The sequence below is a fragment of the Streptomyces toyocaensis genome (assembly GCF_000725125.1).
In the GTDB taxonomy this organism is placed as follows: Bacteria; Actinomycetota; Actinomycetes; order Streptomycetales; family Streptomycetaceae; genus Streptomyces; species Streptomyces toyocaensis.
Genome location: NZ_JFCB01000001.1, coordinates 602,564 through 625,332, shown reverse-complemented (window position 1 = coordinate 625,332; position 22,769 = coordinate 602,564). Strand labels below are relative to the sequence as shown.

The following is a 22,769-nucleotide window of genomic DNA, read 5'->3' as shown; positions in this document are numbered from 1 at the left end:
GGACCGTTCTCGTACGCCTTGTGCCGTGTCGGCGAACTATTCGGGTTGTACGGGTTTGGCGGCCGGCGCTTTCCCGGTCCCTTCCGCCCCCTCGGTGGCCAGCCGGTCGGAGACCATGCCGACGATCCGGCGCCCGCCGTACCCGGTGGCGATCAGGCCGAGCCCGTCGAAGAGCAGGGACAGGGAGAAGAACGTTCCGATGACGTACTGGCTGCTGCTCGGCCAGGTGGCCAGCACGAGGGCGCCGAGCAGCAGGCCGAAGGCGCCCTGGACCAGGGTCCAGCCGAACTGCGGCCCGCGCACCACGAGGCTGCCGACCAGCCGGAAAAGCCCGCCCGTGAGGAAGAGCAGGGCGGCGAACATGGTCAGCGCCTCGGCCGCCGCCTCCGGTGTCCGCAGCACCACCACACCGGCCGCGATGTTCAGCGCCGCGACGACCACGCCGAGCCAGAAGAAGTTGGTGTGCCGCGCCTGGACGGCGTGCAGCAGTCCGACCACGCCGCCGATCAGCAGCAGCCAGCCGAACAGCACCATCGAGGTCAGGGTGGCCACGCCGGTGTACACCAGGCCGACCAGCCCGGCGACGACCAGGATCACTCCGAGTACGGCGAGCCAGCCGAAGCCGCGGCTCAGTCTGGCCGCCTCGCCCTGCGGCTTGGTGGTGCCGGTGGACTCGGCCATGCGTGCCTCCCGGGTTGCGTCCCCCTCTCCAGTCCCCCGCCACGGCCGGTCGTAACGTCCCGCCCACTCCTGCCGATCAGCGTGCCGACCGGGACGGATAGCATCCGGCCCATGGAGCCGCAGCTGCTGCACAGCGTCACCGACTCGGTCGCGACGGTCGTCATCCGCCATCCGGCGAAGCGCAATGCCATGACGGCCGGGATGTGGAGTTCCCTGCCGCCCCTGCTGGACACCCTGGCGGCCGATCCCGGCGTACGGGTCCTGGTGCTCACCGGTGAGGGCGCCACGTTCTGCGCCGGGGCGGACATCTCCACGCTGCAGGGGTCGCCGCTGGAGGCGCAGCGGCTTGCCGTCGCGGCGGAGGAGTCGCTCGCCGCCTTCCCCAAGCCGACGCTGGCCGCGCTCCGCGGGCACTGCGTGGGCGGCGGGGCGCAGCTCGCGGCGGCCTGCGATCTGAGGTTCGCCGAGGAGGGGACGCGGTTCGGGGTGACCCCGGCGAAGCTCGGCATCGTCTACCCGGCCTCCGCCACCCGGCGGCTGGTGTCGCTGGTGGGGCCGGCGACCGCCAAGTACCTGCTGTTCTCGGGCGAGTTGATCGATGCCGGGCGGGCCCTGCGCACCGGTCTGGTGGACGAGGTGCTCCCGCAGGGCGAACTGGACGCGCGCGTCGCGGAGTTCACCCGAATCCTGGCGTCCCGCTCGCAGCTGACGCAGGCCGCGGCGAAGGAGTTCGCGAACGGCCGCGCCGACCGGGACGCCCACTGGAGCGAACGGTCGCGGGAGAGCGGCGACACCGCGGAGGGGGTCGCCGCGTTCCTGGAGCGCCGGCCGCCCCGCTTCACCTGGAGCGTGTCTACGTCAGGACGAAGCGGCTCCGCGACCTGAACTCCTCGACGAGATGTGCGGGCGCCTTCCGCGGGGAACCCGCGTCGTAGGGCGGCTGCGGGTCGTACTCGGTGAGCAGCTGGACGGCCTGGGCGTGTTCGTCGCCGGCGATCCGGCCGAGCAGGGTGAGTCCCATGTCGATGCCCGAGGAGACGCCGGCCGCGGTGACGTACTTGCCGTCGGTCACCACGCGCTCGCCGGTCGGCTCGACGCCGAAGCGCTTCAATTGGCCGAGGGCCAGCCAGTGCGACGTGGCCCGGCGCCCCCGGAGCAGTCCCGCCGCGGCCAGGAGCAGGGAACCCGTGCACACCGACGTCGTCCAGGTGCTGGTCGCGTCGGCCGTGCGGAGCCAGTCCAGCAGGGCCCCGTTCTCCATCTGGGGCGTCTGTCCGGGGCCGCCGGGGACGACGACGACATCCGGGCGCGGTACGTCGGCCAGGGTCCGGTCGGCGGTGAGCGCGAGGTCGCCCGTCTCGTTGCGCACGGGACCGGTCCGCTCGGCGACGAAGACGGTCTCCGCGTCGGGGAGGCGGCCGAGGGTCTCGTAGGGTCCCACCGCGTCGAGGGCGGTGAAGCGGTCGAAGAGGACGATGGCGATCTGCATCGGTGGCCTTTCAGGTGCGGGCGGTTGAGGGAGCGGGCCGGAAGCGACGGCGGTACTCCGCCGGTGACGACCCGAGGGTCCGGACGAACGCGCGGCGCATCGCCTCGGAAGTGCCGTAGCCGCTGGCGCGGGAGATCTCCTCGACGCCGTCGCCGGTGTCCTCCAGCAGGCGCCGGGCGTGTTCGAGGCGGACCCGGTCGACGTAGCGGCCCGGTGTCGTGCCGGTCTCGGCGTGGAAGGCGCGGGCGAAGTGGCGCGGCGAGAGGGCGGCGCGGGCGGCGAGCGCCCCGACGGTCAGATCGGCGCCGGGGTGCTCGGTGATGAACTGCTGGACCTCGCGCAGCGGCTCGCGCCGTGCGGTCTGGGCGGCGAGCTGCGCGCTGAACTGGGCCTGGTTCCCGGGCCGGCGCAGGAACACCACCAGGTGCCGGGCGACGGTGAGGGCGGCGTCACGGCCGAGGTCCTCCTCCACCAGGGCGAGCGCGAGGTCGATGCCCGAGGTGACCCCGGCGGAGGTGGAGACGTGGCCGTCACGGACGTAGATGGGGTCCGGGTCGACCTCGACGGCCGGGTGGTCCCGGGCGAGGCGTTCGGTGTGGGCCCAGTGGGTGGTGGCGCGGCGGCCGTCCAGCAGCCCGGCTCCGGCGAGCAGGGCGGCCCCCGTGCAGACGGAGACCAGCCGCTCGGCCCGCGGTCCGTGCCGGCGCAGCCAGTCGGTCAGCCGCGGGTCGGGCCGGCGGCTGCCGCGTCCGCCGGGCACCAGCAGGGTGTGCGGCTCGGGCGCCCCGGCGAGCGCCCCGTCCGGTACGAGGGTCAGTCCGCTGGTGGCCCGTACGGGGGTTCCGTCGAGGGACGCGGTGCACAGCCGGTAGGTCCCGGGGGTGTGCTGCTCGGCGCCCGCGAAGACCTCCACGGGACCGGTGACGTCGAGGCTCTGCACCCCGTCGAAGAGGACGACGAGAACGGTTCGTTGCGCCATGCGGTCGATTCTTGGCGACGCCCGGGGTGGCCGCAATGACGGGTTGCCCACCTTTTCTGCCACGCGCGCACGCATACGGAAGCGCCGGCGAGGTACCCACAGTACTTCCGGCCGGACCGGTCGGAAGTACGAAAGGGGAGACACGTGTTCCGTGCCATCGCAGACGTCCTGCGCCAGATCGGCGGCGCGATCGCCACCGTCGTGACACTGCCGTTCCGGGCACTCGCCCGGCTGTTCGGCGGGGCCTCGTCCACCGCCCGCGGCCGTCGCGCCTGACTCCACCCGTGCGGCCCGGGGGCGAGTCGGCGCCCTGATCCCCGATTGACGGCGTCACCTGCCACAATTGCCGCGCAACCTCAGTGGAGAAGGCGGTACGGGAACGTGACGACACCCCTCGCAGGGTCCATCGAAGGCAGGATCGCCGAAGAGCTCGGCGTAAGGGAGCGGCAGGTCAGGGCTGCCGTCGAACTGCTGGACGGCGGTTCGACGGTGCCCTTCATCGCCCGCTACCGCAAGGAAGCGACCGAGATGCTCGACGACGCGCAGCTGCGTACGCTCGAGGAGCGGTTGCGCTACCTGCGGGAGCTGGAGGAGCGTCGTACGGCGATCCTGGAGTCGGTGCGCGAGCAGGGCAAACTGACCGAGGAGCTCGCGGCCCGGATCCGGGGCGCGGAGACCAAGGCGCGCCTGGAGGACATCTATCTGCCCTACAAGCCCAAGCGGCGCACCAAGGCGCAGATCGCGCGCGAGGCGGGGCTCGGGCCGCTGGCGGAGGGGCTGCTCGCCGATCCGGGGGTGGAGCCCCTCGCCGCGGCCGTCGCGTTCGTGGACGCCGACAAGGGTGTCGCCGATCCGCAGGCCGCGCTGGACGGCGCGCGGGCGATCCTCACCGAGCGCTTCTCGGAGGACGCCGACCTGATCGGTGAGCTGCGCGAGCGTATGTGGGTGCGCGGGCGGCTGGTCGCGAAGGTGCGCGAGGGCAAGGAGGAGGCGGGCGCGAAGTTCGCCGACTACTTCGATTGCGCCGAGCCGTTCACCGAGCTGCCCTCGCACCGCGTACTGGCGATGCTCCGCGGCGAGAAGGAGGAGGTCCTCGACCTCGTCCTGGAACCCGAGGAGCCCACCGACGGGCCGTCGTCGTACGAGGGGGTCGTCGCGCACCGCTTCGGGATCGCCGACCGGGGCCGTCCGGCGGACAAGTGGCTCGGCGACACGGTCCGCTGGGCCTGGCGCACCCGCATTCTGGTGCACCTCGGCATCGACCTCAGGCTCCGGCTGCGCACCGCCGCCGAGGACGAGGCGGTGCGGGTGTTCGCGGCGAACCTGCGCGACCTGCTGCTCGCCGCCCCGGCCGGCACACGCGCGACCCTGGGCCTCGACCCCGGTTTCCGTACGGGTGTGAAGGTCGCCGTGGTCGACGCGACCGGCAAGGTGGTGGCCACGGACGTGATTCACCCGCACGTACCGGCGAACCGGTGGGACGAGGCCCTCGCCAAGCTCGCGCGGCTGGCGAAGGAGCACGCGGTCGAGCTGATCGCGATCGGCAACGGCACGGCGTCCCGCGAGACCGACAAGCTCGCCGGTGAACTCATCGCCCGGCACCCCGAGCTGAACCTGACCAAGGTGATGGTGTCCGAGGCGGGCGCCTCCGTCTACTCGGCCTCCGCCTTCGCGTCCCAGGAACTCCCGGACATGGACGTCTCGCTGCGGGGCGCGGTGTCGATCGCGCGCCGGCTCCAGGACCCGCTGGCCGAGCTGGTGAAGATCGACCCGAAGTCGATCGGTGTCGGCCAGTACCAGCACGACCTGTCCGAGGTGAAGCTGTCGCGCTCGCTGGACGCGGTCGTGGAGGACTGTGTGAACGGCGTGGGCGTGGACGTCAACACCGCGTCGGCGCCCCTGCTCGCCCGGGTCTCCGGCATCACCTCCGGGCTCGCCGAGAACATCGTGGCGCACCGCGACTCCAACGGGCCGTTCCGGTCGCGCGCCGAGCTGAAGAAGGTCGCGCGGCTCGGCCCGAAGGCGTACGAGCAGTGCGCGGGCTTCCTGCGGATCCGCGGCGGCGACCCGCTGGACGCGTCCAGCGTGCACCCGGAGGCCTATCCGGTGGTGCGGCGCATGGTGAAGACGTCCGGTGCGGAGGTGGCCTCGCTCATCGGGAACACCGCGGTGCTGCGGTCGCTGAGGCCGCAGGAGTTCGTGGACGAGACGTTCGGTCTGCCGACGGTCACCGACATCCTCAGGGAACTGGAGAAGCCGGGACGCGACCCCCGGCCCGCGTTCCGGACGGCCGTCTTCAAGGAGGGCGTGGAGAAGATCTCCGACCTGTCCTCCGGGATGGTGCTGGAGGGTGTCGTCACGAACGTCGCCGCGTTCGGGGCGTTCGTGGACGTCGGTGTCCACCAGGACGGCCTGGTGCACGTGTCCGCGATGTCGAAGACGTTCGTCAAGGACCCGCGGGACGTGGTGAAGCCGGGTGACATCGTCAAGGTGAAGGTCCTGGACGTGGACATCCCGCGCAAGCGGATCGCGCTGACGCTGCGGCTGGACGACGAGGCCGCGCCCCAGGCTCAGGCCTCCGGTGGTGAGCGCCGGCAGCGTGGCGGACGTCCGCCGCAGCAGCGCCAGGGCCGCGGTGGCGGTGGCGGCGGCGCGCGCCAGGCGCCCGCGCCGGCGAACAGCGCGATGGCCGACGCCCTGCGGCGGGCCGGTCTGGTCGACCCGAAGCGCGGCAGGCGCTGAGCCCGTTCCGGGCCGGCGCGGTAAGCGTCCGGCCCGGACGTCAGCGTTCGGTCACCTTGCCGTCGGCGACGTCCAGGCGGCGGGTCACGCGGACCGCGTCGAGCATGCGGCGGTCGTGCGTGACCAGCAGCAGGGTGCCCTCGTAGGCGTCGAGGGCGGACTCCAGCTGTTCGATGGCGGGCAGGTCGAGGTGGTTGGTCGGCTCGTCCAGCACGAGGAGGTTGACGCCCCGGCCCTGGAGGAGGGCGAGGGCGGCGCGGGTGCGTTCGCCCGGGGACAGCGTGGCGGCGGGGCGCACGACGTGGTCCGCCTTGAGACCGAACTTGGCCAGCAGGGTGCGGATGTCGGCCGGTTCCAGGCCGGGGACCGCCGGACGGAACGCGTCCAGCAGGGGCTCAGGACCGTGGAACAGCGCGCGGGCCTGGTCGACCTCTCCGAGCAGGACGCCCGAGCCCAGTGCGGCGTGGCCCGCGTCGAGCGGGACGCGGCCCAGCAGGGCGCCCAGCAGGGTGGATTTGCCCGCTCCGTTGGCGCCGGTGACGGCGACCCGGTCCGCCCAGTCGATCTGCAGGGACACCGGGCCGAGGGTGAAACCGCCGCGGCGGACCTCGGCGTCACGCAGGGTGGCCACCACGGCGCCGGAGCGCGGGGCGGACGCGATCTCCATGCGCAGTTCCCACTCCTTGCGCGGCTCCTCGACGACCTCGAGGCGTTCGATCATGCGCTGTGTCTGGCGTGCCTTGGCGGCCTGCTTCTCGCTGGCCTCGCTGCGGAACTTGCGGCCGATCTTGTCGTTGTCGTTGCCCGCCTTGCGGCGGGCGTTCTTCACGCCCTTGTCCATCCAGGTGCGCTGCATCTGTGCCCGGTCCTGCAGCGCGGCCCGCCTGTCGGCGTACTCCTCGTACTCGTCCCGGGCGTGCCTGCGGGCCACGTCCCGCTCCTCCAGGTAGGCCTCGTAACCACCGCCGTAGAGGCCGATCCGGCGCTGGGCCAGGTCGAGTTCGAGGACCTTGGTGACGGTGCGGGTGAGGAACTCGCGGTCGTGGCTGACGACGACCGTGCCGGCCCGTAGTCCGCTGACGAAGCGTTCGAGGCGCTCCAGGCCGTCCAGGTCGAGGTCGTTGGTCGGCTCGTCGAGGAGGAAGACGTCGTACCGGGACAGGAGAAGGGAGGCGAGCCCGGCGCGGGCGGCCTGGCCGCCGGACAGCGAGGTCATCGGCTGGTCCAGGCCGACGGCCAGACCCAGGGAGCCGGTGACCTCCTCGGCACGCTCGTCGAGGTCGGCGCCGCCCAGGGAGAGCCAGCGCTCCAGGCTCGTGGCATAGGCGTCGTCCGCGCCCGGAGCGCCGTCGACCAGGGCCTGGGTCGCGCTGTCCATGGCGCTCTGGGCCTCGGCGACCCCGGTGCGGCGGGCCAGGAACTGCCGCACCGTCTCGCCTGGCCGGCGCTCCGGCTCCTGCGGCAGGTGCCCGACGGTCGCGGTGGGCGGGGAGAGGCGCAGCTCGCCCTGCTCCGGTGGGGTGAGCCCGGCGAGCAGGCGCAGCAGCGTGGACTTGCCCGCGCCGTTGGCACCGACCAGACCGATCACGTCGCCGGGGGCGACGACGAGGTCGAGACCGGCGAACAGGGAGCGGTCGCCGTGCCCGGCGGCGAGGTTCTTGGCGACGAGGGTGGCAGTCATCAGACCGCCGATCCTAGTCGTCGCGCGCGGCCGGCCGCGCGCCGGTTATCGCCGTCGCACGGCTGTCACCAGCACCGTCCCGCCGGTGCGCGCCACGGCGTCCGCCTCGCCCCGCGCACCGCCGCGGCGTCCAGGGGGAGGCGGTGGCGGCCGGCGCCGTCGACGACGTCCCGCGTGGGGGCGCGGGAGAGCCGGTCGACCCGGTACGCGGTGAGCCGCACCCCGGCAGGAGCAGGGGGGCGACCGGGGGCGAGGCCGTCGACACGGTGCTCGTCGACGCGGGCGGGCTGTGAAGGCGCGGCGGACGACGTCGCGTTCGGCGGTGCCGCCCGACGGGCCGAGGACGACGGCGCCGTAGCCCCGCGGCTCCTCGGTGGGGACGCCGTCGGCGCTCTCGGCGCCGATTCGGCGCAGGGCGGCGGCGAGCCCGGCGCGCGGGCGACCCGTGCGCCGATCAGCAGGACACGGCGGCGGGCGCCCGGGAGGCCGCCGTCCAGGGGCATTCCCACCGCGGGCCGCACCTGAGCACGGAATGGAGTCTTCGGCTAACGTCCGCCCGATGGAGAGCGAACTTCCCTGCGACGTACTGGTGGTCGGCGGCGGCGTCGCCGGGCTGACCACGGCCGTGGTCCTGGCCGAGCGCGGTGTGCGGGTGCGGCTGTGGACGCGGGACCCGGTGGAGCGGACCACCTCGGCGGTCGCGGGCGGGCTGTGGTGGCCCTACCGCGTCGAGCCGATGGCGTCGGCGCGCGCGTGGGCACTGCGGTCGCTGGACGTGTACGAGGGCATGGCGGCACGGCCGGAGACCACCGGCGTACGGATGGCGGAGGGAGTACTGGGTGAAACGGGCCTGGACGACGTCGACTCCTGGGCCGCCGCGCGGCTGCCGGGGCTGCGCCGGGCGACGGCCGGGGAGTATCCCGCCGGGCCGGGGGTGTGGGCCAGGCTGCCGCTCATCGACATGTCGGCTCATCTGCCATGGCTGCGGGAGCGGTTCCTCGCGGCGGGGGGCGCGGTCGAGGCGCGTACGGTGACGGATCTGACCGAGACCGGCGCGCCGGTCGTCGTCAACTGCACGGGGCTGGGGGCACGGGAGCTGGTGCCGGATCCGGCGGTGCGGCCGGTGCGGGGGCAGCTGGTGGTCGTGGAGAACCCGGGGATCCGTACCTGGACGGTCTCCACCGGGGCCGACGGCGCCTTGGCGTACGTCCTTCCGCAGCCGGGGCGGCTCGTGCTGGGCGGTACGGCGGAGGAGGACGCCTGGTCCACGGAGCCGGACCCGGCGGTCGCCGAGGCGATCGTACGGCGCTGCGCGGCCCTGCGCCCGGAGATCGCCGGCGCTCGGGTCCTGGACCACCGCGTGGGCCTGCGCCCGGCCCGCGGGACGGTCCGTCTGGAACGCACGGTGCTCCCCGACGGCCGGGTTTTGGTCCACAACTACGGCCACGGCGGCGGGGGCGTCACCGTGGCCTGGGGCTGCGCGGAGGAGGCGGCGGCACTGGCCACCCGGTGAAGGGGGACGACCGGCCCGGGTCGCGCGGCGGCGGTGGCGTGAACGCCGCCGGTGCGCCGGCCCGGGGGCGCACCGGCGGCCGGGGGCGGGTCAGTGTTTGCCGATGGGGTCGCCCTCCACGTCCGTGCCCCGGCCCGGGCCGACACGGAGTTCGAATTCGCCGTCGTACCTCTTGTGGCCCTCGATGACCGCCATCTCCACGGCCTCGGAACCCATCTCGCCCCTCACGATGAGGGGATCGCGGCGCAGGTCGCGCATGAGCGCCACGCACATGAAGAGCATCACGACGACGAACGGCGCCGCCGCGAGGATCGTGAGGTTCTGCAGGCCCGTCAGCGCGTCGCCCTGTCCGCTCCCGACCAGCAGCATGATCGCCGCCACACCCCCGGTGACCACGCCCCAGAACACCACCGCCCAGCGGCTGGGTTCGAGCGCGCCCTTCTGCGAGAGGGTGCCCATCACGATCGAGGCGGCGTCGGCGCCCGAGACGAAGAAGATGCCGACGAGGATCATCACCAGCAGGCTGGTGACGGTGGCGACCGGGTACTCCTGCAGCACGGCGAAGAGCCGGCCCTCCGGGGTCGACTCGTCACCGAGCCGTTTCTGCTCCTGGAGCCGCATCGCCGAGCCGCCGAAGATCGCGAACCAGACCAGGCTGACCGTGCTGGGGACGAGGATGACCCCGCCGATGAACTGGCGGATGGTGCGGCCCCGGCTGATGCGGGCGATGAACATGCCGACGAAGGGCGTCCAGGAGATCCACCACGCCCAGTAGAAGACGGTCCAGCTGCCCAGCCAGTCGGCGACGCCCTCACCCCCGCTGATCTCGGTGCGGCCGGCCAGTTCGGGAAGGTCGCCGAGGTAGGCGAAGACCGAGGTCGGCAGCAGATCGAGGATGAGGATGGTCGGACCCGCGACGAACACGAACACGGCGAGGATCAGGGCCAGCACCATGTTGGTGTTGGACAGCCACTGGATGCCCTTCTCGACACCGGAGACCGCGGAGGCCACGAACGCCACGGTCAGCACCGCGATGATGCCGACCAGCAGCCCGGTGCTGACCCTGTCCATCCAGTCGAGTTTCTCCACACCGGACCCGATCTGCAGCGCGCCGAGGCCCAGTGAGGCCGCGGAGCCGAAGACCGTCGCGATGATGGCGAGGATGTCGATGACCCGGCCGCCGACGCCGTGCGCGTTCTTCTCACCGATGAGCGGGGTGAACACGGCGCTGATGGTCTGCCGGCGGCGCCGGCGGAAGGTGCTGTAGGCGATGGCGAGGCCGACCACCGCGTAGATCGCCCACGGGTGGAGCGTCCAGTGGAAGAGGGTGGTGGCCATGGCCGTCTCCATGCGGTCGCCGGAGTCGGCCGGACTGGTGCCCGGCGGAGGCGTCGTGTAATGGGCGAGCGGTTCGCTCACGCCCCAGAACATCAGGCCGATGCCCATGCCCGCACTGAACATCATGGCGATCCAGGACACGGTGCGGAACTCCGGCTCCTCGCCCTCGGCACCGAGGTGGATCCGGCCGTAGCGGCTGGCCGCGAGCCAGAGGGCGAAGACCACGAAACCCGAGGCGGCCAGCATGAATCCCCAGCCGCCGTTGTGCATCAGCCCGCCGAGCATGCTGGAGGAGACGTCCTCGAGCGAGTCCGTCCAGATGGCGCCCCAGAGCACGAACGCGAGGGTGAGCACGGCGGTGACGCCGAACACCACCCGGTCGGTCCGCGGCCCCTCCCGGCCGGGCAGGCCCGCTTCGGAACCGGGTAGTGGGCCTGCCGTGGGGTCATGGTCTGCGTGCTGTTCCTGTGTCACGGGCGGCACCTTTCCTCGCAGCCGTGGGACGGAGGGCGCTCCTCCCGCTACGCCCTTACCACCTTTGGCGCAAAACTCACCTCATTGGCAGAATGTGTTCGCCACCGCTCCCCCAGGTGGCACGCGGCCCGTCGGCCACCCGCCGTTCAGTCCCCGTGGTCGTACACCGTCACGGATATGCCCTGCCCGGCCAGCCGTCGGTCGATCAGCGGTTCGACACGCGGCCACGTGCCGCCGGCCAGGCCGCAGCCTATGCGGGGCATGTGGACCGAGGCGCCGAGGGCGCGCGCGTGTCCGGCCAGGCGGGCGAGGGCCGTGTCGATCGCCTCGTAGCGGACGGGGGCGCCCTTGCTGCCGGTCCGTGTGCCGCGCTGGCCGATCATGTTGGCCACCAGGACGTACCGCTCCACCCGGACGACCTGCACGGCGCCCAGCGCGAAGTCGTTGGAGGCGCGGTCGCGGTGCCAGGCGCGGTAGGCGGCCTCCGGCTCGGGCCAGCGGCGGGACACGGCCAGGACGAAGCCCTTCCCCCAGCCCCCGATGTCGTTGCAGACGTGGGCGATGATCTTGACACCCTTGACCGACGGAGCGGTGGCGTCGCCCCGGACGTACGTGATCCCCGGCATGGTCTCACCGTAGGCGGCCGCACCGACGACGGGCCGGGCGCGTGGGCGGCCGGGAGGCGGAGGTGTCGCAGTGGTGGTGGCACAGCGATACTGGCGGACATGACGACCGAGACCGAGGCCCTGACGATCGACGAACTGGCGGCCCGGGCCGGGGTCACCGTGCGCACGGTCCGCTTCTACGGCACCAGGGGGCTGCTGCCACCGCCGGCGATCGGTCCCCGGCGGGTCGGTCACTACGGGCGGGAGCACCTGGCCCGGCTGGAGCTCATCGAGGAGCTGCAGCACCGCGGCATGACGCTGGCGGCGATCGAGCGGTACCTGGGGCAGTTGCCGCCGGACCTGAGCGCGCGCGACCTGGCGGTCCAGCGGGCGGTGGTGGCCTCCTGGGCGCCGAGCGCGACGGAGACGGTGTCGCGCGGCGAGCTGGAGCGCCGTGCGGGGCGTGAGCTGGACGAGGAGGACCTGAAGCGGCTGGCGGCGATGGACGTCGTCGAGCCCGTCGGCGGGGCCCCGGACGGCGAGGCCTTCCGGGTCGACGCCGGGCTGCTGCGGCTCGGCGTCGAACTCCTGGACGTACCGCTGTCGCACGAGACGGTCCTCGCCGCCCGCACCACGCTGACCGAGCACTCCCGGGCCGCCGCGCACGAGCTGTCGCGGCAGTTGCGCGACGCGGTCGCGGACAAGGACGCGCGGGACGTGCGGTCCCTGTCCGCGCGGATGCATCCGCTGGTGGTGCAGGCGCTGCTCACCACCTTCCAGCGGTCGCTGAGGGAGGAGCTGCGGGAGTGGCTCGACGAGGAGGGGTGAGACCCCGGTGAACGGCGTCAGCGCGCGTCCTTGAACACCTCTCCCCTCTCCGCCTTCTCCACCAGCAGGGCGGGCGGGGTGAAGCGCTCGCCGTAGCGCTCGGCGAGTTCGCGCGCGCGGGCCACGAATCCGGGCAGGCCGCCCTCGTAGCCGTTGATGTACTGCAGCACGCCACCGGTCCAGCCGGGGAAGCCGATACCGAGGATGGAGCCGATGTTGGCGTCGGCGACGGACGTCAGCACGCCCTCCTCCAGCAGCCGGACGCTGTCCAGCGCCTCGGAGAACAGCATGCGTTCCTGCATGTCGCGGAACGGGATCCGGTGCCCGGGCTTGGTGAAGTGCTCGCGCAGCCCCGGCCACAGGGCGCCCCGCCTGCCGTCCTCGCCGTACTCGTAGAAGCCGGCCCCGCCGCTGCGGCCCGTGCGGCCGAACTCGTCGACCATGCGGTCGACGACCGCCTCGGCCGGGTGCGCGGTCCAGGTGCCGCCGGCCTCCTCGACCGCCCGCTTCGACTCGCTGCGGATCCTGCGCGGCAGGGTGAGGGTCAGCTCGTCCATCAGGGAGAGCACCTTGGCCGGGTAGCCCGCCTGGGCGGCGGCCTGCTCGACCGACGCGGGCTCGACGCCCTCGCCGACCATGGCGACGCCCTCGTTGATGAAGTGCCCGATGACGCGGGAGGTGAAGAAGCCGCGCGAGTCGTTGACGACGATCGGGGTCTTGTTGATCTGCCGGACCAGGTCGAAGGCCCGGGCCAGCGCCTCGTCCCCCGTGCGCTCACCCTTGATGATCTCGACCAGCGGCATCCTGTCGACGGGCGAGAAGAAGTGCAGCCCGATGAAGTCGTCCTGGCGCTCGACGCCTTCCGCCAGGGCGGTGATGGGCAGGGTGGAGGTGTTGGAGCACAGCAGCGCGTCGGGGGCGACGACGTCCTGGATCTCCTGGAACACCTTGTGCTTGAGGGCGGTGTCCTCGAAGACGGCCTCGATGACCGCGTCGCAGCCGGCGAGGTCGGCGGCCTCGGCGGTGGGCGTGATCCGCGCGAGCAGCGCGTCGGCCTTCTCCCGGCTGGTGCGGCCCTTGGCGACGGCCTTGGCGCACAGCTTCTCGGAGTAGCCCTTGCCCTTGACGGCGGCTTCCAGGGAGACGTCCTTGAGGACGACGTCGATGCCCGCGCGGGCGCACGAGTAGGCGATGCCGGCGCCCATCATCCCGGCGCCGAGGACGGCGACCCTGGTGACCCTGCGCGGCTCGACGCCCTTCGGCCGGTTGGCGCCGGAGTTGACGGCCTGGAGGTCGAAGAAGAACGCCTGGATCATGTTCTTCGACGTCTGTCCCGCGGCCAGCTCGACGAAGTAGCGCGCCTCGATGACCTGGGCGGTCTCGAAGTCGACCTGGGCGCCCTCGACGGCCGCGGCCATGATGTTGCGCGGGGCCGGGTAGGGGGCGCCGCCCGTCTGCTTGCGCAGGTTGGCCGGGAAGGCAGGCAGGTTGGCGGCGAACTTGGGGTGGGCGGGGGTGCCGCCGGGGATGCGGTAGCCGGGCCTGTCCCAGGGCTGCGCGGACTCGGGGTGGGCGTCGATGAAGGCGCGGGCCTTGGCGAGCATGTCCTCGCGCGTGTCGGCGATCTCGTCGACCAGGCCGTTCTCCAGGGCCCGGCGCGGGTTGTACTGGGTGCCCTGGAGCAGCACCTTCAGCAGCGCGTCGGTGATACCGAGCATGCGGACGGTGCGGACGACGCCGCCCCCTCCGGGGAGCAGGCCGAGCGTGACCTCGGGGCAGCCGATCTTGGAGCCGGGGGCGTCGAGGGCGATCCGGTGGTGGCAGGCCAGGGCGAGTTCGTAACCGCCGCCGAGCGCGGCGCCGTTGATCGCGGCGACGACCGGTTTGCCGAGGGTCTCGATGCGGCGCATCTGGCGCTTGAGCGCCATCCCGCCGTCGAACAGCTGCTGGGCCGTGTCCGGGGTGACGCGGATCAGGTCCCGCAGGTCGCCGCCGGCGAAGAAGGTCTTCTTGGCGGAGGTGAGGATGACGCCGCGGAGGGAGTCCTTCTCCGCCTCCAGGCGGTCGGTGATCACGGCGAGTGAGTCGCGGAACGCCTTGTTCATGGTGTTCGCGGACTGGTCGGGGTCGTCGAGGACGAGGGTGACGACGCCGGTGTCGTCCTGTTCCCAGCGGATCGTGGTGCTCTCGGTCATGAGGGGTCTCCGGGTCTTCGTGGAAGTCGCGTGCGGTCGCTGGGGGTTCAGAGGCGTTCGACGACGGTGGCGATGCCCATGCCGCCGCCCACGCAGAGCGTGGCGAGGCCGTAGCGCTTGTCCTGGCGTTCGAGTTCGTCGACGAGCGTGCCGAGGATCATCGCGCCGGTGGCGCCGAGCGGGTGGCCCAGCGCGATGGCGCCGCCGTTGACGTTGACCTTGTCGAGGGACAGGCCCATGTCCCTCACGAAGCGCAGGACGACCGCTGCGAAAGCCTCGTTGATCTCGACCAGGTCGATGTCGTCGATGGTCAGGCCGGCCTTGGCGAGGGCCTTGCGGGTGGCGGGGGCGGGGCCGGTGAGCATGATGGTGGGCTCGGAGCCGGAGACGGCGGCGGAGACGATCCGGGCGCGCGGGGTGAGTCCGTTGCGCTCGCCGGCCTCCTTGGAGCCGATGGCGACGAGGGCGGCGCCGTCGACGATGCCGGAGGAGTTGCCCGCGTGGTGGACGTGGTCGATTTTCTCCACCCAGTGGTACTTCTGCAGCGCCACCGCGTCGAACCCGCCGAGTTCGCCGATGTCGGCGAAGGACGGCTTCAGCTTGCCCAGCGAGTCGGCGGTGGTGCCGGGGCGCAGGTGCTCGTCGTGGTCGAGGACGACCAGGCCGCTGCGGTCCCTCACCGGGACGACGGACCGCTCGAAACGGTTCTCCTTCCAGGCGGTGGCCGCGCGCTCCTGCGAGAGGGCCGCGTACTCGTCGACGTCGCGCCGGGAGAAGCCTTCGATGGTGGCGATCAGATCGGCGCCGATGCCCTGCGGGACGAAGTTGACGGCGAGGTTGGTCATCGGGTCGTTGAACCAGGCGCCGCCGTCGGAGGCCATGGGGACGCGGGACATGGACTCCACGCCGCCCGCGAGGACGAGGTCCTCCCAGCCGGAGCGCACCTTGGCGGCGGCCATGTTGACGGCCTCGAGGCCGGAGGCACAGAAGCGGTTCTCCTGGACGCCGGCCACCGTGTCCGGCAGGCCGGCGGCCACGGCGGCGATGCGGGCGATGTCGGAACCCTGGTCGCCGACCGGGCCGACCACGCCGAGCACGATGTCGTCGACGGCGGCGGGGTCCAGGTCCGGGAAGCGGTCGCGGATCTCGTGGATGAGGCCCACCACCAGGTCGATGGGCTTGGTCCCGTGCAGGGCGCCGTTCGCCTTGCCGCGCCCGCGCGGGGTGCGGATCGCGTCGTACACATACGCTTCGGTGCTCACGAGAGGGCCTTTCACTGAGGATTCGAGGGCTTCGGGGGCTTCGGGGTCGAGGACCGCAGCCGGGGTACGTCCCAGTCGCGGGCCACGTCGTCGGTGTCGGCGCCCGGCCGGGCGGGCCCGGTGCGGACGGTGGTGGGGGTCGCGGAGAACCGCGGGGCCGGCGCGGGCTGGGTGACGCCCGCGTGGTCCGTGAACGTGGAGCGGGCGGCGAGGTGCGGGTGGTGCGGGGCCTCGCGCAGGCTCAGCACGGGCGCCACGCACGCGTCCGAGCCGTCGAAGCGGGCCGCCCACGCGTCGCGGGTACGCGTCCTGAAGCGGGCGGCGACCCGTGCGCGCAGTTCCGGCCAGCGGGTGACGTCGGCGTGGGCCCCGGCCCGGTCGTCCAGGCCGAGCAGGCGCAGGAACTCGGCGTAGAACCGCGGCTCCAGCGCGCCGACCGCCATGTGCCCGCCGTCGGCGGTCTCGTAGACGCCGTAGTAGGGGCAGCCCCCGTCGAGGAGGTTGGCGCCGCGCCGGTCCTGCCAGGCGCCGGCGGCGAGCATGCCGTGGATCATCGACGAGAGGTGGGCGGTACCGTCCACGATCGCGGCGTCGACGACCTGTCCGGTGCCGGTCGCGCGCGCGTGGTGCAGGGCGGCGAGGACGCCGACGACGAGGTAGAGGGAGCCGCCCGCGTAGTCGCCGAGCAGGTTGGCCGGGACGGCAGGCGGCCTGTCCGGGTCGCCGATCATGCCGAGGGTGCCGGTGAGGGCGATGTACGCGATGTCGTGTCCCGCACGGTCGGCGAGGGGACCCCGCTGGCCCCAGCCGGTCATCCGGCCGTAGACCAGGCGCGGGTTGCGGGCGTGGCAGTCCCCCGGTCCGACACCGAGGCGCTCGGCGACGCCGGGGCGGTAGCCCTCGACGAGGATGTCGGCGCGTTCGGCGAGGTCGAGGACGCGGGCGGGGCCGTCCGGGTCCTTCAGGTCGACGATCACGGAGCGCTTGTTGCGGTTGGTGACGTCACGGGCCGGGTCGATCCCCAGCCCCGGGCCGCCCGGACGGTCCACGCGTACGACATCGGCGCCCAGGTCTGCCAGGAGCATGGCGGCGAACGGGCCCGGCCCGATCCCGGCCAGCTCGACCACGCGCACGCCGGTGAGCGGACCGCTGCCCGGCGCCTTCGCCTCCGTCATCGAGCCCCCAACGGCTGTGACACATCTGATGTAACACCAGCGATGTTAAGAACACGTTCCACCCGGCACAAGACCGGGCGAGCAAGCGCTTAGCCACTCTACGGGGCGGTGTCCGGCCGCGCGCCCGCTCAGGGTGCGTCCAGCTCCGCCGCCAGCCGCTTGGGCGCGATGGTGCGGTAGCTCTCCTCCACCCAGTCGCACAGCAGGTCGGCCGTCGGGGCGCCCGCGGGTTCGAGGGGAACGCGCACCCAGCCTGCCTTTCCCAGTCCGTATCCGGCGGGCTCGGCGCCGGGGCACGCCAGCGCATGGGCGTGCGCCGTCTCGTCCTTGAGCTTCACCGTCACCCCCATGGGGTAACTGCCGTCGTCGGCGCCGAGGAAGACGAACACCTTCCCGCCCACCTTGGCGACGGTCTCGCCCCAGGGGTGCTCCTCGACGGCTCCCGGCAGCCGCAGGGCGTAGTCGCGCACTTTTTCCCACTTCTTCAGGGCGTTCGGCGGTACGGACATCGCTTTCCTCCGGGCTCGTCGTCGGGCTCCGCACCCCTCACGCTAGCCTCGGCCACCGACAGCGGCGCGGCTGCAGGACCAAGGGGTGTCATGAGCAGGCTGAACAGGACGGACCGTCCCTACGACATCGTGCTCTTCGGAGCGACCGGCTTCGTCGGGACGCTGACCGCGGAGTACCTCGCCGCCCACGCCCCCGCGGGGCTGCGCTGGGCGATCGCCGGCCGCAGCACGGAGAAGCTGGAGCGGTTGCGCGAGCGGCTGCCCGCAGGCGCGGAGCCGGGGCTGCTGCGGGCGGACGTGACCGACCCCGCCTCCCTGCGCGCCCTCGCCGAGAGCGCGCGCGTGGTGGCCACGACCGTGGGCCCCTACGTGGAGTACGGCGAGGAACTCGTCGCCGCCTGCGCGGACACCGGGGCCGACTACGTCGACCTGACGGGTGAACCGGAGTTCGTGGACCTCGTGTACGTCCGTCACGACGCCCGCGCGCGGGAGACCGGCGCGCGGCTGGTCCACGCGTGCGGCTTCGACTCGGTGCCGCACGACCTGGGCGCCTACTTCACCGTGCGGCAACTGCCGGAGGGGGTGCCGCTGTCCGTGGACGGCTTCGTCACCGCCGACGCGGCCTTCTCGGGCGGCACCTTCGCCTCGGCGCTGAACCAGTTCGCCCGGCACCGCGGGCTCCGCGCGGCGGCCCGCGACCGCCGGCACCACGAACCGCGCCTGGTGGGCCGGCGGGCCTCGGCCCCCATGGGCGCGCCGCGCTACGCACCGGAGGTCGGCGCCTGGGCGCTGCCCCTGCCGACGATCGACGCGCAGATCGTGCGCCGCTCGGCGAGGTCACTCGACCGGTACGGCCCCGACTTCCGCTACCGGCACTACGCGGCCGTGCGCCGCCTCCCGGTGGCCATGGGCGGGGTGGCGGCCGTGGGCGCGCTGGTCGCCGCGGCCCAGGTGCCGGCGCTGCGGCGCCGGCTCTCCGAACGCCTCGGGCCCGGCGACGGACCGAGCCCCGAGAAGCGCGCCAGGAGCTGGTTCACCGTCCGCTTCGTCGGCGAGGGCGGCGGCCGGCGGGTGTACACGGAGGTCTCGGGCGGCGACCCCGGCTACGACGAGACGGCGAAGATGCTGGCCGAGGGGGCCCTGTGCCTGGCTCTCGACGACCTTCCGCCGGCCTCGGGTCAGGTCACGACGGCGGTGGCGATGGGCGACGCACTGATCGGCCGCCTGCGGACGGCGGGCATCCGCTTCCGCGTCGCCGCGACCCGCTGACGGCACGGCCGTCGGGGGGCACAGCGGCCACTCGACCAGCGTGTGGATCATCCCGCCGAGCCGGCCGGGATTGGTGAGTACGGCGAGGGCCGGCCGACGGTCACGGGCCGGCCGTCGGCGGCCGGCGGGCTCGGGTGCACGGTGCGTCGTCACGCACGCCGGCCTGCCGGGGCGGGCGGGGTCCCGCATCCGTCGCGGTACTCAGGCCCCGCACTCACCTCGGACGGAATGCCCGGCGGGGGCCGCCCCGGCGAGTGCCCGCCGGCACAGGGCGTCCGCCCGGCGGGTGGTCTCGGGGAGGCGGTAGCGGGGGGCCAGTGCGAGGGTGTGGGCGCAGGCGTTGTCCAGGCTCACGCGGTGGCCGACCGAGACGAAGACGGGCTTGACGGCGTGTCGGGTGCGCAGCGCGCGGCCGACCTCCTCGCTGCCGGCGAGGAGCGGGGAGGAGCTGCCGCGCGGGGGGTCCGGTTCCTCGTGGGTGAAGGTGAAGGGGTTCTTGGCGACGCCGATCGTCGGCAGGCCGGTGAGGACGCCGAGGTGGCTGGCCAGGCCGAAGCGTCGGGGGTGGGCGAGGCCGTAGCCGTCGCAGACCAGCAGCCCGGGCGGGCACGGCAGGGCGTCCAGGGCGGCGAGGACGGCGGGGATCTCGCGGAACGCGAGCAGGCCGGGGACGTACGGGAAGGGGACGCGGCCCACGGCCGTGGACTCGGCGACCACGTCCAGGGTCGCCGCGTCCAGGACGACGGCCGCCGCGGCGACGACGTCCCGCTCGTCGTCGTACGCCACGTCGACCCCGGTGACCCGGCCCGTGCCGGGCGGCGGGCCCGGTTCGTCGCGCACCACCCGGGTGCGGAGCCGGTCCTGGACCGCTCGGGCCTCTTCCTCGGTCACGGGCCAGTCGGCCGGTGTGCGTACGGTCGTCATCGTGCCCCTGAGCCTACGGGGCGGGTGCTCTCCGCGCGGCGGGAGTCCCCGTCCGCGCGGAGGCGGCTCACTTGCCGAGCGCCCGCTGGAGCTGGCTCTTGTTCATGTTCGAACGGCCTTCGACGCCCCGCTTCTTGGCCTCTTCGTACAGCTGGTCCCTGGTGGGGCCCTGGGAGCCCTTGCCGGACCGCTGGCCGCCGCGCCTGCCGGACGACATGTCCTGTGTGGAGGTGCGGCTGGCCGTCCTGGACTCGCCGGACCGGGCACGCTCCTTGTTCACCGTCCGGGCGGCGATCTCCTTGGCGCGCCCGGTGCTCTCACCCCGGTCCTCCGCGCTCTCCTTGATGTGCTCGTACTGACGCTCCCGCTTCGGGCTGGAACCGCGTGGCATGTCCGCTCACTTCCTCTCGTGTACAGCGAACGGGTACCCACGTTGGCAGCGATCAGGTCAGGCCGCACGCGTCAGTGCTCCAGGCGGGCAACCCGTCCCTTCTCCCCCGCCGCCCAGCAGCCGTGGTCGGGCGTGCAGTCGACCGTGTCGTACGACCCGGTGTCGACGGTCCGCCAGGTGCGGCCGGCGTCGGTCGTCAGGTCGGTGCCGGTGGGACCCACCGCGAGGGCCGCGGTGCTGCTGTGCGGGAGCCAGGCGACACCGGAGCGGTAGGAAGAGGGCGGCGCGCCGGCCGGGCGCCAGGTGCGGCCGCCGTCGGCGCTGCGGGCGGCCGCGTCCGGCGAGGCCTCGCCGGGACGGAAGTCGCCGCCGACGGCGAGGCCGTGGGCGCGGTCGCGGAAAGCGAGGGCGAAGACACCGCGCGCCGGGTCGCCGCCCGGGATCGGGCTGTCGGTGACCGTCCAGGTGCGGCCCCGGTCGGCGGAGTGCAGCACGCGTGCCCGTGCGGCTCCCCCGGTGGCCAGCCAGACGTCCTTCGGTCCCGAGGACACCAGGCACTGGCCGCTCGCCGCGAAACCGGCCTCGCCCTCCAGCGCCGGGGGCATCCCCCCGTCGGGCAGCACTCTCCAGCTGCGGCCGCCGTCCCGGGTCGACAGGATGCGGAACCTGCCGTCCACCGGGTCGCTCATCGCGAGGCCGTGGCGGTGGTCGAAGAAGGTGAGGCAGTCGTAGAAGGCCCGGGCGTCGGTGTTGCGGAAGGACTCCGTCCAGGTCGCCCCGCCGTCATCGGTGCGGTACACCCGGGACGCCTCGCCCTCGCCGATGGCCAGCACCACGGCCCGCCGCGCGTCGAACGCCTCGATGTCCCGGAACTGCAACTCCCCCGAGCCCGGCGGGGAGACGTTCCGCCAGCTCCCGCCGCCGTCGGTGGTGCGCAGGACGGTGCCGTGGCTCCCGGCCACCCAGGCGGTGCCGCGGCTGACGGCGGACAGGCCGCGGAACCTGACCTCCGGAGTGCCGGTGTCCTTGACCGACCAGTGCGGCGCCGTCCGCCCGTCCGGTCCGTGCGCCTGGGCCGGTACGGCCGTCAGAGCGGCCAGGGCCGCCGCGCACGCGGCGGCCGCGGTCACCCGGCGGTGGGTTCGTCTCGTCCGTCTCGTGTTCCCCGAGCGCCTCATGGCGGGCGAAGCTAGTCCACCGTCCGGGCGCCGTCCAGAGGGCGTTGGCGAGGCGGGGGCCCGCAAGGAGGCGCGGGAGAGCCGTGTCACTCGGGTGCATGAAGGCGGTGACAGAGGTCACTCGCTCTTCGTGTGCACGGATTGGCTGATTCCGTCGTCTCCTCGAGTAGCCGACCCGATCCGCCCGGAAGCCCGTCCAGCCGTCACGAGGGAGCAAGGCGTTGTCCACCGTCATCGAACAGCCCGTAGAGGCCCGTCTGGTCGCCGCCGCGCCGCGGATGCCGAACATTCCCGCCACGCTGCACTACGACCGCGACGACCCGTTCGCCGTCCGTATGACCTTTCCCGCGCCGGCCACCCTGGAGGGCGTCGAGGTCTGCTGGACGTTCGCCCGCGAACTGCTGGCCGCGGGGCTGCGGGGACCCGAGGGCCACGGCGACGTGCGGGTGCGCCCGTACGGCTACGACCGCACCGTGCTGGAGTTCCACGCCCCCGAGGGGACCGCCGTCGTGCACGTCCGCTCGGGCGAGGTGCGCCGGTTTCTCGACGCCACGAGCGAACTGGTGCCGGCCGGTCTTGAGCACCTCCAACTCGACCTGGACCACGACCTCGCGGAGCTGATGCGCGACGCCTGACGGGTTGGGCCAACGACCTGCGGCCATCAGGGTGTTGAGGACTTCGAACGCCAGGCCGTCGGCTTGCGCGTGGTACGTCCCGTCGTCGAGCAGCTCCCGCGCGGCGCGGCGGACCAGGGCGTGCGCGGCCTGGGCGATGCCGGATCCGACGCTCACGCGGGCCACTCCCAGGGCGGCCAGTTCACCGGCCGGCGGGGCGCCGGGACCGGCCATGACGTTCAACGGGGCGTCGATCCGCTCGGCGAGCTCCCTCACGGTCCCCGGGTCGACGGTACCGGGGACGAAGATCCCGTCGGCGCCCGCGGCGAGGTAGGCGGCGGCGCGCTCCAGGGTGTCGTCCACTGCCCCGGTGCCGCTCAGGAAGGTGTCGACGCGGGCGTTGACGAAGAGCGGCACGCCGGCCGCGTCCGCGGCCGCGCGGGCGGCGGCGATCCGCTCGGCCTGCTCACCGGCCGGGCGCAACGGGCCCCTGCCGCTGCCGTGCAGGGCGTCCTCGATGTTCACCCCGACCGCGCCCGCCGCGAGCACGGCGCGCACGGTGGCGCCGACTCCCGCCGGATCCTCCGCGTAGCCGCTCTCGATGTCGGCGGTGACGGGCACACGGACGGCCGCGGCGATCTCCGCCACGGCGCGCAGGGCCCGCCCGCGGTCCAGCCGGTCCCCGTCCGCCGCGCCGAGGGCCCAGGCGACCCCGGCGCTCGTGGTCGCCACGGCACCGGCGCCCGCGTCCTCCACCAGACGGGCACTGGCGAGGTCCCAGGCGTTGGGCAGGATCAGCGGACGCCCCGGGACGTGCAGGGAGCGAAAGGCGAGGGCGCGGTCACGGAGCTCGGTGGCGGGGTTCGTCATGCCGGCCACTCAACCAGCGCGGCAGGCGTCGTGTCCGGCGAGAATCCGACAG

The 22,769-nt window shown here is 73.4% G+C and carries 21 protein-coding genes and 1 pseudogene; 8 read left to right on the top strand and 14 right to left on the bottom strand.

All coding sequences use genetic code 11. The features are described 5' to 3' along the window. Positions 1–36 precede the first annotated feature (36 nt). Positions 37–681: an HdeD family acid-resistance protein gene (locus tag BU52_RS02580; RefSeq protein ID WP_037927085.1), complete on the bottom strand. Its 645-nt coding sequence runs from the start codon at positions 679–681 to the stop codon at positions 37–39. Between the two features lie 111 nt (positions 682–792). Between BU52_RS02580 and BU52_RS02575 the strand changes: the two genes are divergently transcribed. Next, complete coding sequence (locus tag BU52_RS02575; protein WP_037927082.1) at positions 793–1,566, top strand: enoyl-CoA hydratase/isomerase family protein; 774 nt, start codon at positions 793–795, stop codon at positions 1,564–1,566. Here BU52_RS02575 and BU52_RS02570 read toward each other — a convergent pair. Continuing rightward, positions 1,535–2,170, bottom strand: coding sequence for a DJ-1/PfpI family protein (locus BU52_RS02570; RefSeq protein WP_037927078.1), 636 nt, complete (start codon positions 2,168–2,170; stop codon positions 1,535–1,537). The two genes, BU52_RS02575 and BU52_RS02570, sit on opposite strands and share 32 nt — an antisense overlap. Positions 2,171–2,180: 10 nt before the next feature. Beyond that, the gene (locus tag BU52_RS02565; protein ID WP_037927076.1) at positions 2,181–3,149 is read right to left on the bottom strand and encodes a GlxA family transcriptional regulator; all 969 of its coding nucleotides are present in this window, start codon (positions 3,147–3,149) and stop codon (positions 2,181–2,183) included. Positions 3,150–3,293: 144 nt separating this feature from the next. Between BU52_RS02565 and BU52_RS36755 the strand changes: the two genes are divergently transcribed. Together BU52_RS36755 and BU52_RS02560 are read left to right on the top strand one after the other, a co-directional pair. Further along, positions 3,294–3,425, top strand: coding sequence for an LPFR motif small protein (locus tag BU52_RS36755; RefSeq protein WP_268253499.1), 132 nt, complete (start codon positions 3,294–3,296; stop codon positions 3,423–3,425). A gap of 105 nt (positions 3,426–3,530) precedes the next feature. Then, on the top strand, positions 3,531–5,891 hold the full coding sequence (locus BU52_RS02560; RefSeq protein ID WP_037927071.1) for a Tex family protein: 2,361 nt from the start codon (positions 3,531–3,533) through the stop codon (positions 5,889–5,891). A gap of 40 nt (positions 5,892–5,931) precedes the next feature. Here BU52_RS02560 and BU52_RS02555 read toward each other — a convergent pair whose 3' ends face one another. Further along, complete coding sequence (locus BU52_RS02555; RefSeq protein ID WP_037927067.1) at positions 5,932–7,572, bottom strand: ABC-F family ATP-binding cassette domain-containing protein; 1,641 nt, start codon at positions 7,570–7,572, stop codon at positions 5,932–5,934. Between the two features lie 143 nt (positions 7,573–7,715). Between BU52_RS02555 and BU52_RS35195 the strand changes: the two genes are divergently transcribed. Together BU52_RS35195 and BU52_RS02550 are read left to right on the top strand one after the other, a co-directional pair. After that, positions 7,716–7,865 (top strand): hypothetical protein, encoded by a 150-nt coding sequence (locus tag BU52_RS35195; RefSeq protein ID WP_157847799.1) that lies wholly within the window; start codon positions 7,716–7,718, stop codon positions 7,863–7,865. Between the two features lie 266 nt (positions 7,866–8,131). Next, on the top strand, positions 8,132–9,085 hold the full coding sequence (locus BU52_RS02550; RefSeq protein ID WP_037927057.1) for an FAD-dependent oxidoreductase: 954 nt from the start codon (positions 8,132–8,134) through the stop codon (positions 9,083–9,085). A 90-nt stretch (positions 9,086–9,175) separates the two neighbouring features. On the opposite strand, the gene BU52_RS02545 is transcribed toward BU52_RS02550, so the two are convergent. After that, entirely contained in the window at positions 9,176–10,906 is a 1,731-nt protein-coding gene (locus BU52_RS02545; RefSeq protein ID WP_407702025.1) for a BCCT family transporter, read from the bottom strand. Between the two features lie 137 nt (positions 10,907–11,043). Continuing rightward, on the bottom strand, positions 11,044–11,523 hold the full coding sequence (locus tag BU52_RS02540; protein WP_037927048.1) for a macro domain-containing protein: 480 nt from the start codon (positions 11,521–11,523) through the stop codon (positions 11,044–11,046). 99 nt (positions 11,524–11,622) lie between these two features. Between BU52_RS02540 and BU52_RS02535 the strand changes: the two genes are divergently transcribed. Then, the gene (locus tag BU52_RS02535; protein WP_037927045.1) at positions 11,623–12,330 is read left to right on the top strand and encodes a MerR family transcriptional regulator; all 708 of its coding nucleotides are present in this window, start codon (positions 11,623–11,625) and stop codon (positions 12,328–12,330) included. 17 nt (positions 12,331–12,347) lie between these two features. Here the strand turns inward: BU52_RS02535 and BU52_RS02530 are convergent, their stop codons facing one another. From BU52_RS02530 to BU52_RS02515, 4 genes are all read right to left on the bottom strand, one after another. Further along, positions 12,348–14,525 (bottom strand): 3-hydroxyacyl-CoA dehydrogenase NAD-binding domain-containing protein, encoded by a 2,178-nt coding sequence (locus BU52_RS02530; RefSeq protein ID WP_037927042.1) that lies wholly within the window; start codon positions 14,523–14,525, stop codon positions 12,348–12,350. A gap of 47 nt (positions 14,526–14,572) precedes the next feature. Then, complete coding sequence (locus BU52_RS02525) at positions 14,573–15,787, bottom strand: acetyl-CoA C-acetyltransferase (protein ID WP_037927039.1); 1,215 nt, start codon at positions 15,785–15,787, stop codon at positions 14,573–14,575. A gap of 11 nt (positions 15,788–15,798) precedes the next feature. Further along, positions 15,799–16,962 carry a CaiB/BaiF CoA transferase family protein gene (locus BU52_RS02520; protein ID WP_037927038.1) on the bottom strand — a complete coding sequence of 388 codons (1,164 nt, stop codon included), beginning with the start codon at positions 16,960–16,962 and terminating at the stop codon, positions 15,799–15,801. A gap of 128 nt (positions 16,963–17,090) precedes the next feature. Further along, a complete protein-coding gene (locus BU52_RS02515) occupies positions 17,091–17,471 on the bottom strand; it encodes an MmcQ/YjbR family DNA-binding protein (protein ID WP_037927034.1) in 381 nt (126 codons plus the stop codon). A gap of 90 nt (positions 17,472–17,561) precedes the next feature. Here BU52_RS02515 and BU52_RS02510 point away from each other — a divergent pair, with 90 nt between their 5' ends. Continuing rightward, entirely contained in the window at positions 17,562–18,740 is a 1,179-nt protein-coding gene (locus BU52_RS02510; protein WP_037927031.1) for a saccharopine dehydrogenase family protein, read from the top strand. Between the two features lie 201 nt (positions 18,741–18,941). Here BU52_RS02510 and BU52_RS02505 read toward each other — a convergent pair whose 3' ends face one another. The 3 genes from BU52_RS02505 to BU52_RS02495 form a co-directional block, all read right to left on the bottom strand. Continuing rightward, positions 18,942–19,664 carry an endonuclease V gene (locus tag BU52_RS02505; RefSeq protein ID WP_037927027.1) on the bottom strand — a complete coding sequence of 241 codons (723 nt, stop codon included), beginning with the start codon at positions 19,662–19,664 and terminating at the stop codon, positions 18,942–18,944. Between the two features lie 67 nt (positions 19,665–19,731). Beyond that, a complete protein-coding gene (locus BU52_RS02500) occupies positions 19,732–20,055 on the bottom strand; it encodes a hypothetical protein (protein ID WP_037927025.1) in 324 nt (107 codons plus the stop codon). A 71-nt stretch (positions 20,056–20,126) separates the two neighbouring features. Continuing rightward, a complete protein-coding gene (locus tag BU52_RS02495) occupies positions 20,127–21,233 on the bottom strand; it encodes a WD40/YVTN/BNR-like repeat-containing protein (protein WP_051857831.1) in 1,107 nt (368 codons plus the stop codon). Positions 21,234–21,454: 221 nt separating this feature from the next. Between BU52_RS02495 and ssgD the strand changes: the two genes are divergently transcribed. Then, positions 21,455–21,868, top strand: a complete 414-nt coding sequence (gene ssgD / locus BU52_RS33185; RefSeq protein WP_078903099.1) for a spore wall synthesis regulator SsgD — start codon at positions 21,455–21,457, stop codon at positions 21,866–21,868. Positions 21,869–21,880: 12 nt separating this feature from the next. Here the strand turns inward: ssgD and BU52_RS02490 are convergent. Further along, a pseudogene (locus tag BU52_RS02490) lies at positions 21,881–22,717 on the bottom strand (isocitrate lyase/PEP mutase family protein); the annotation flags it as partial. Positions 22,718–22,769 lie beyond the last annotated feature (52 nt).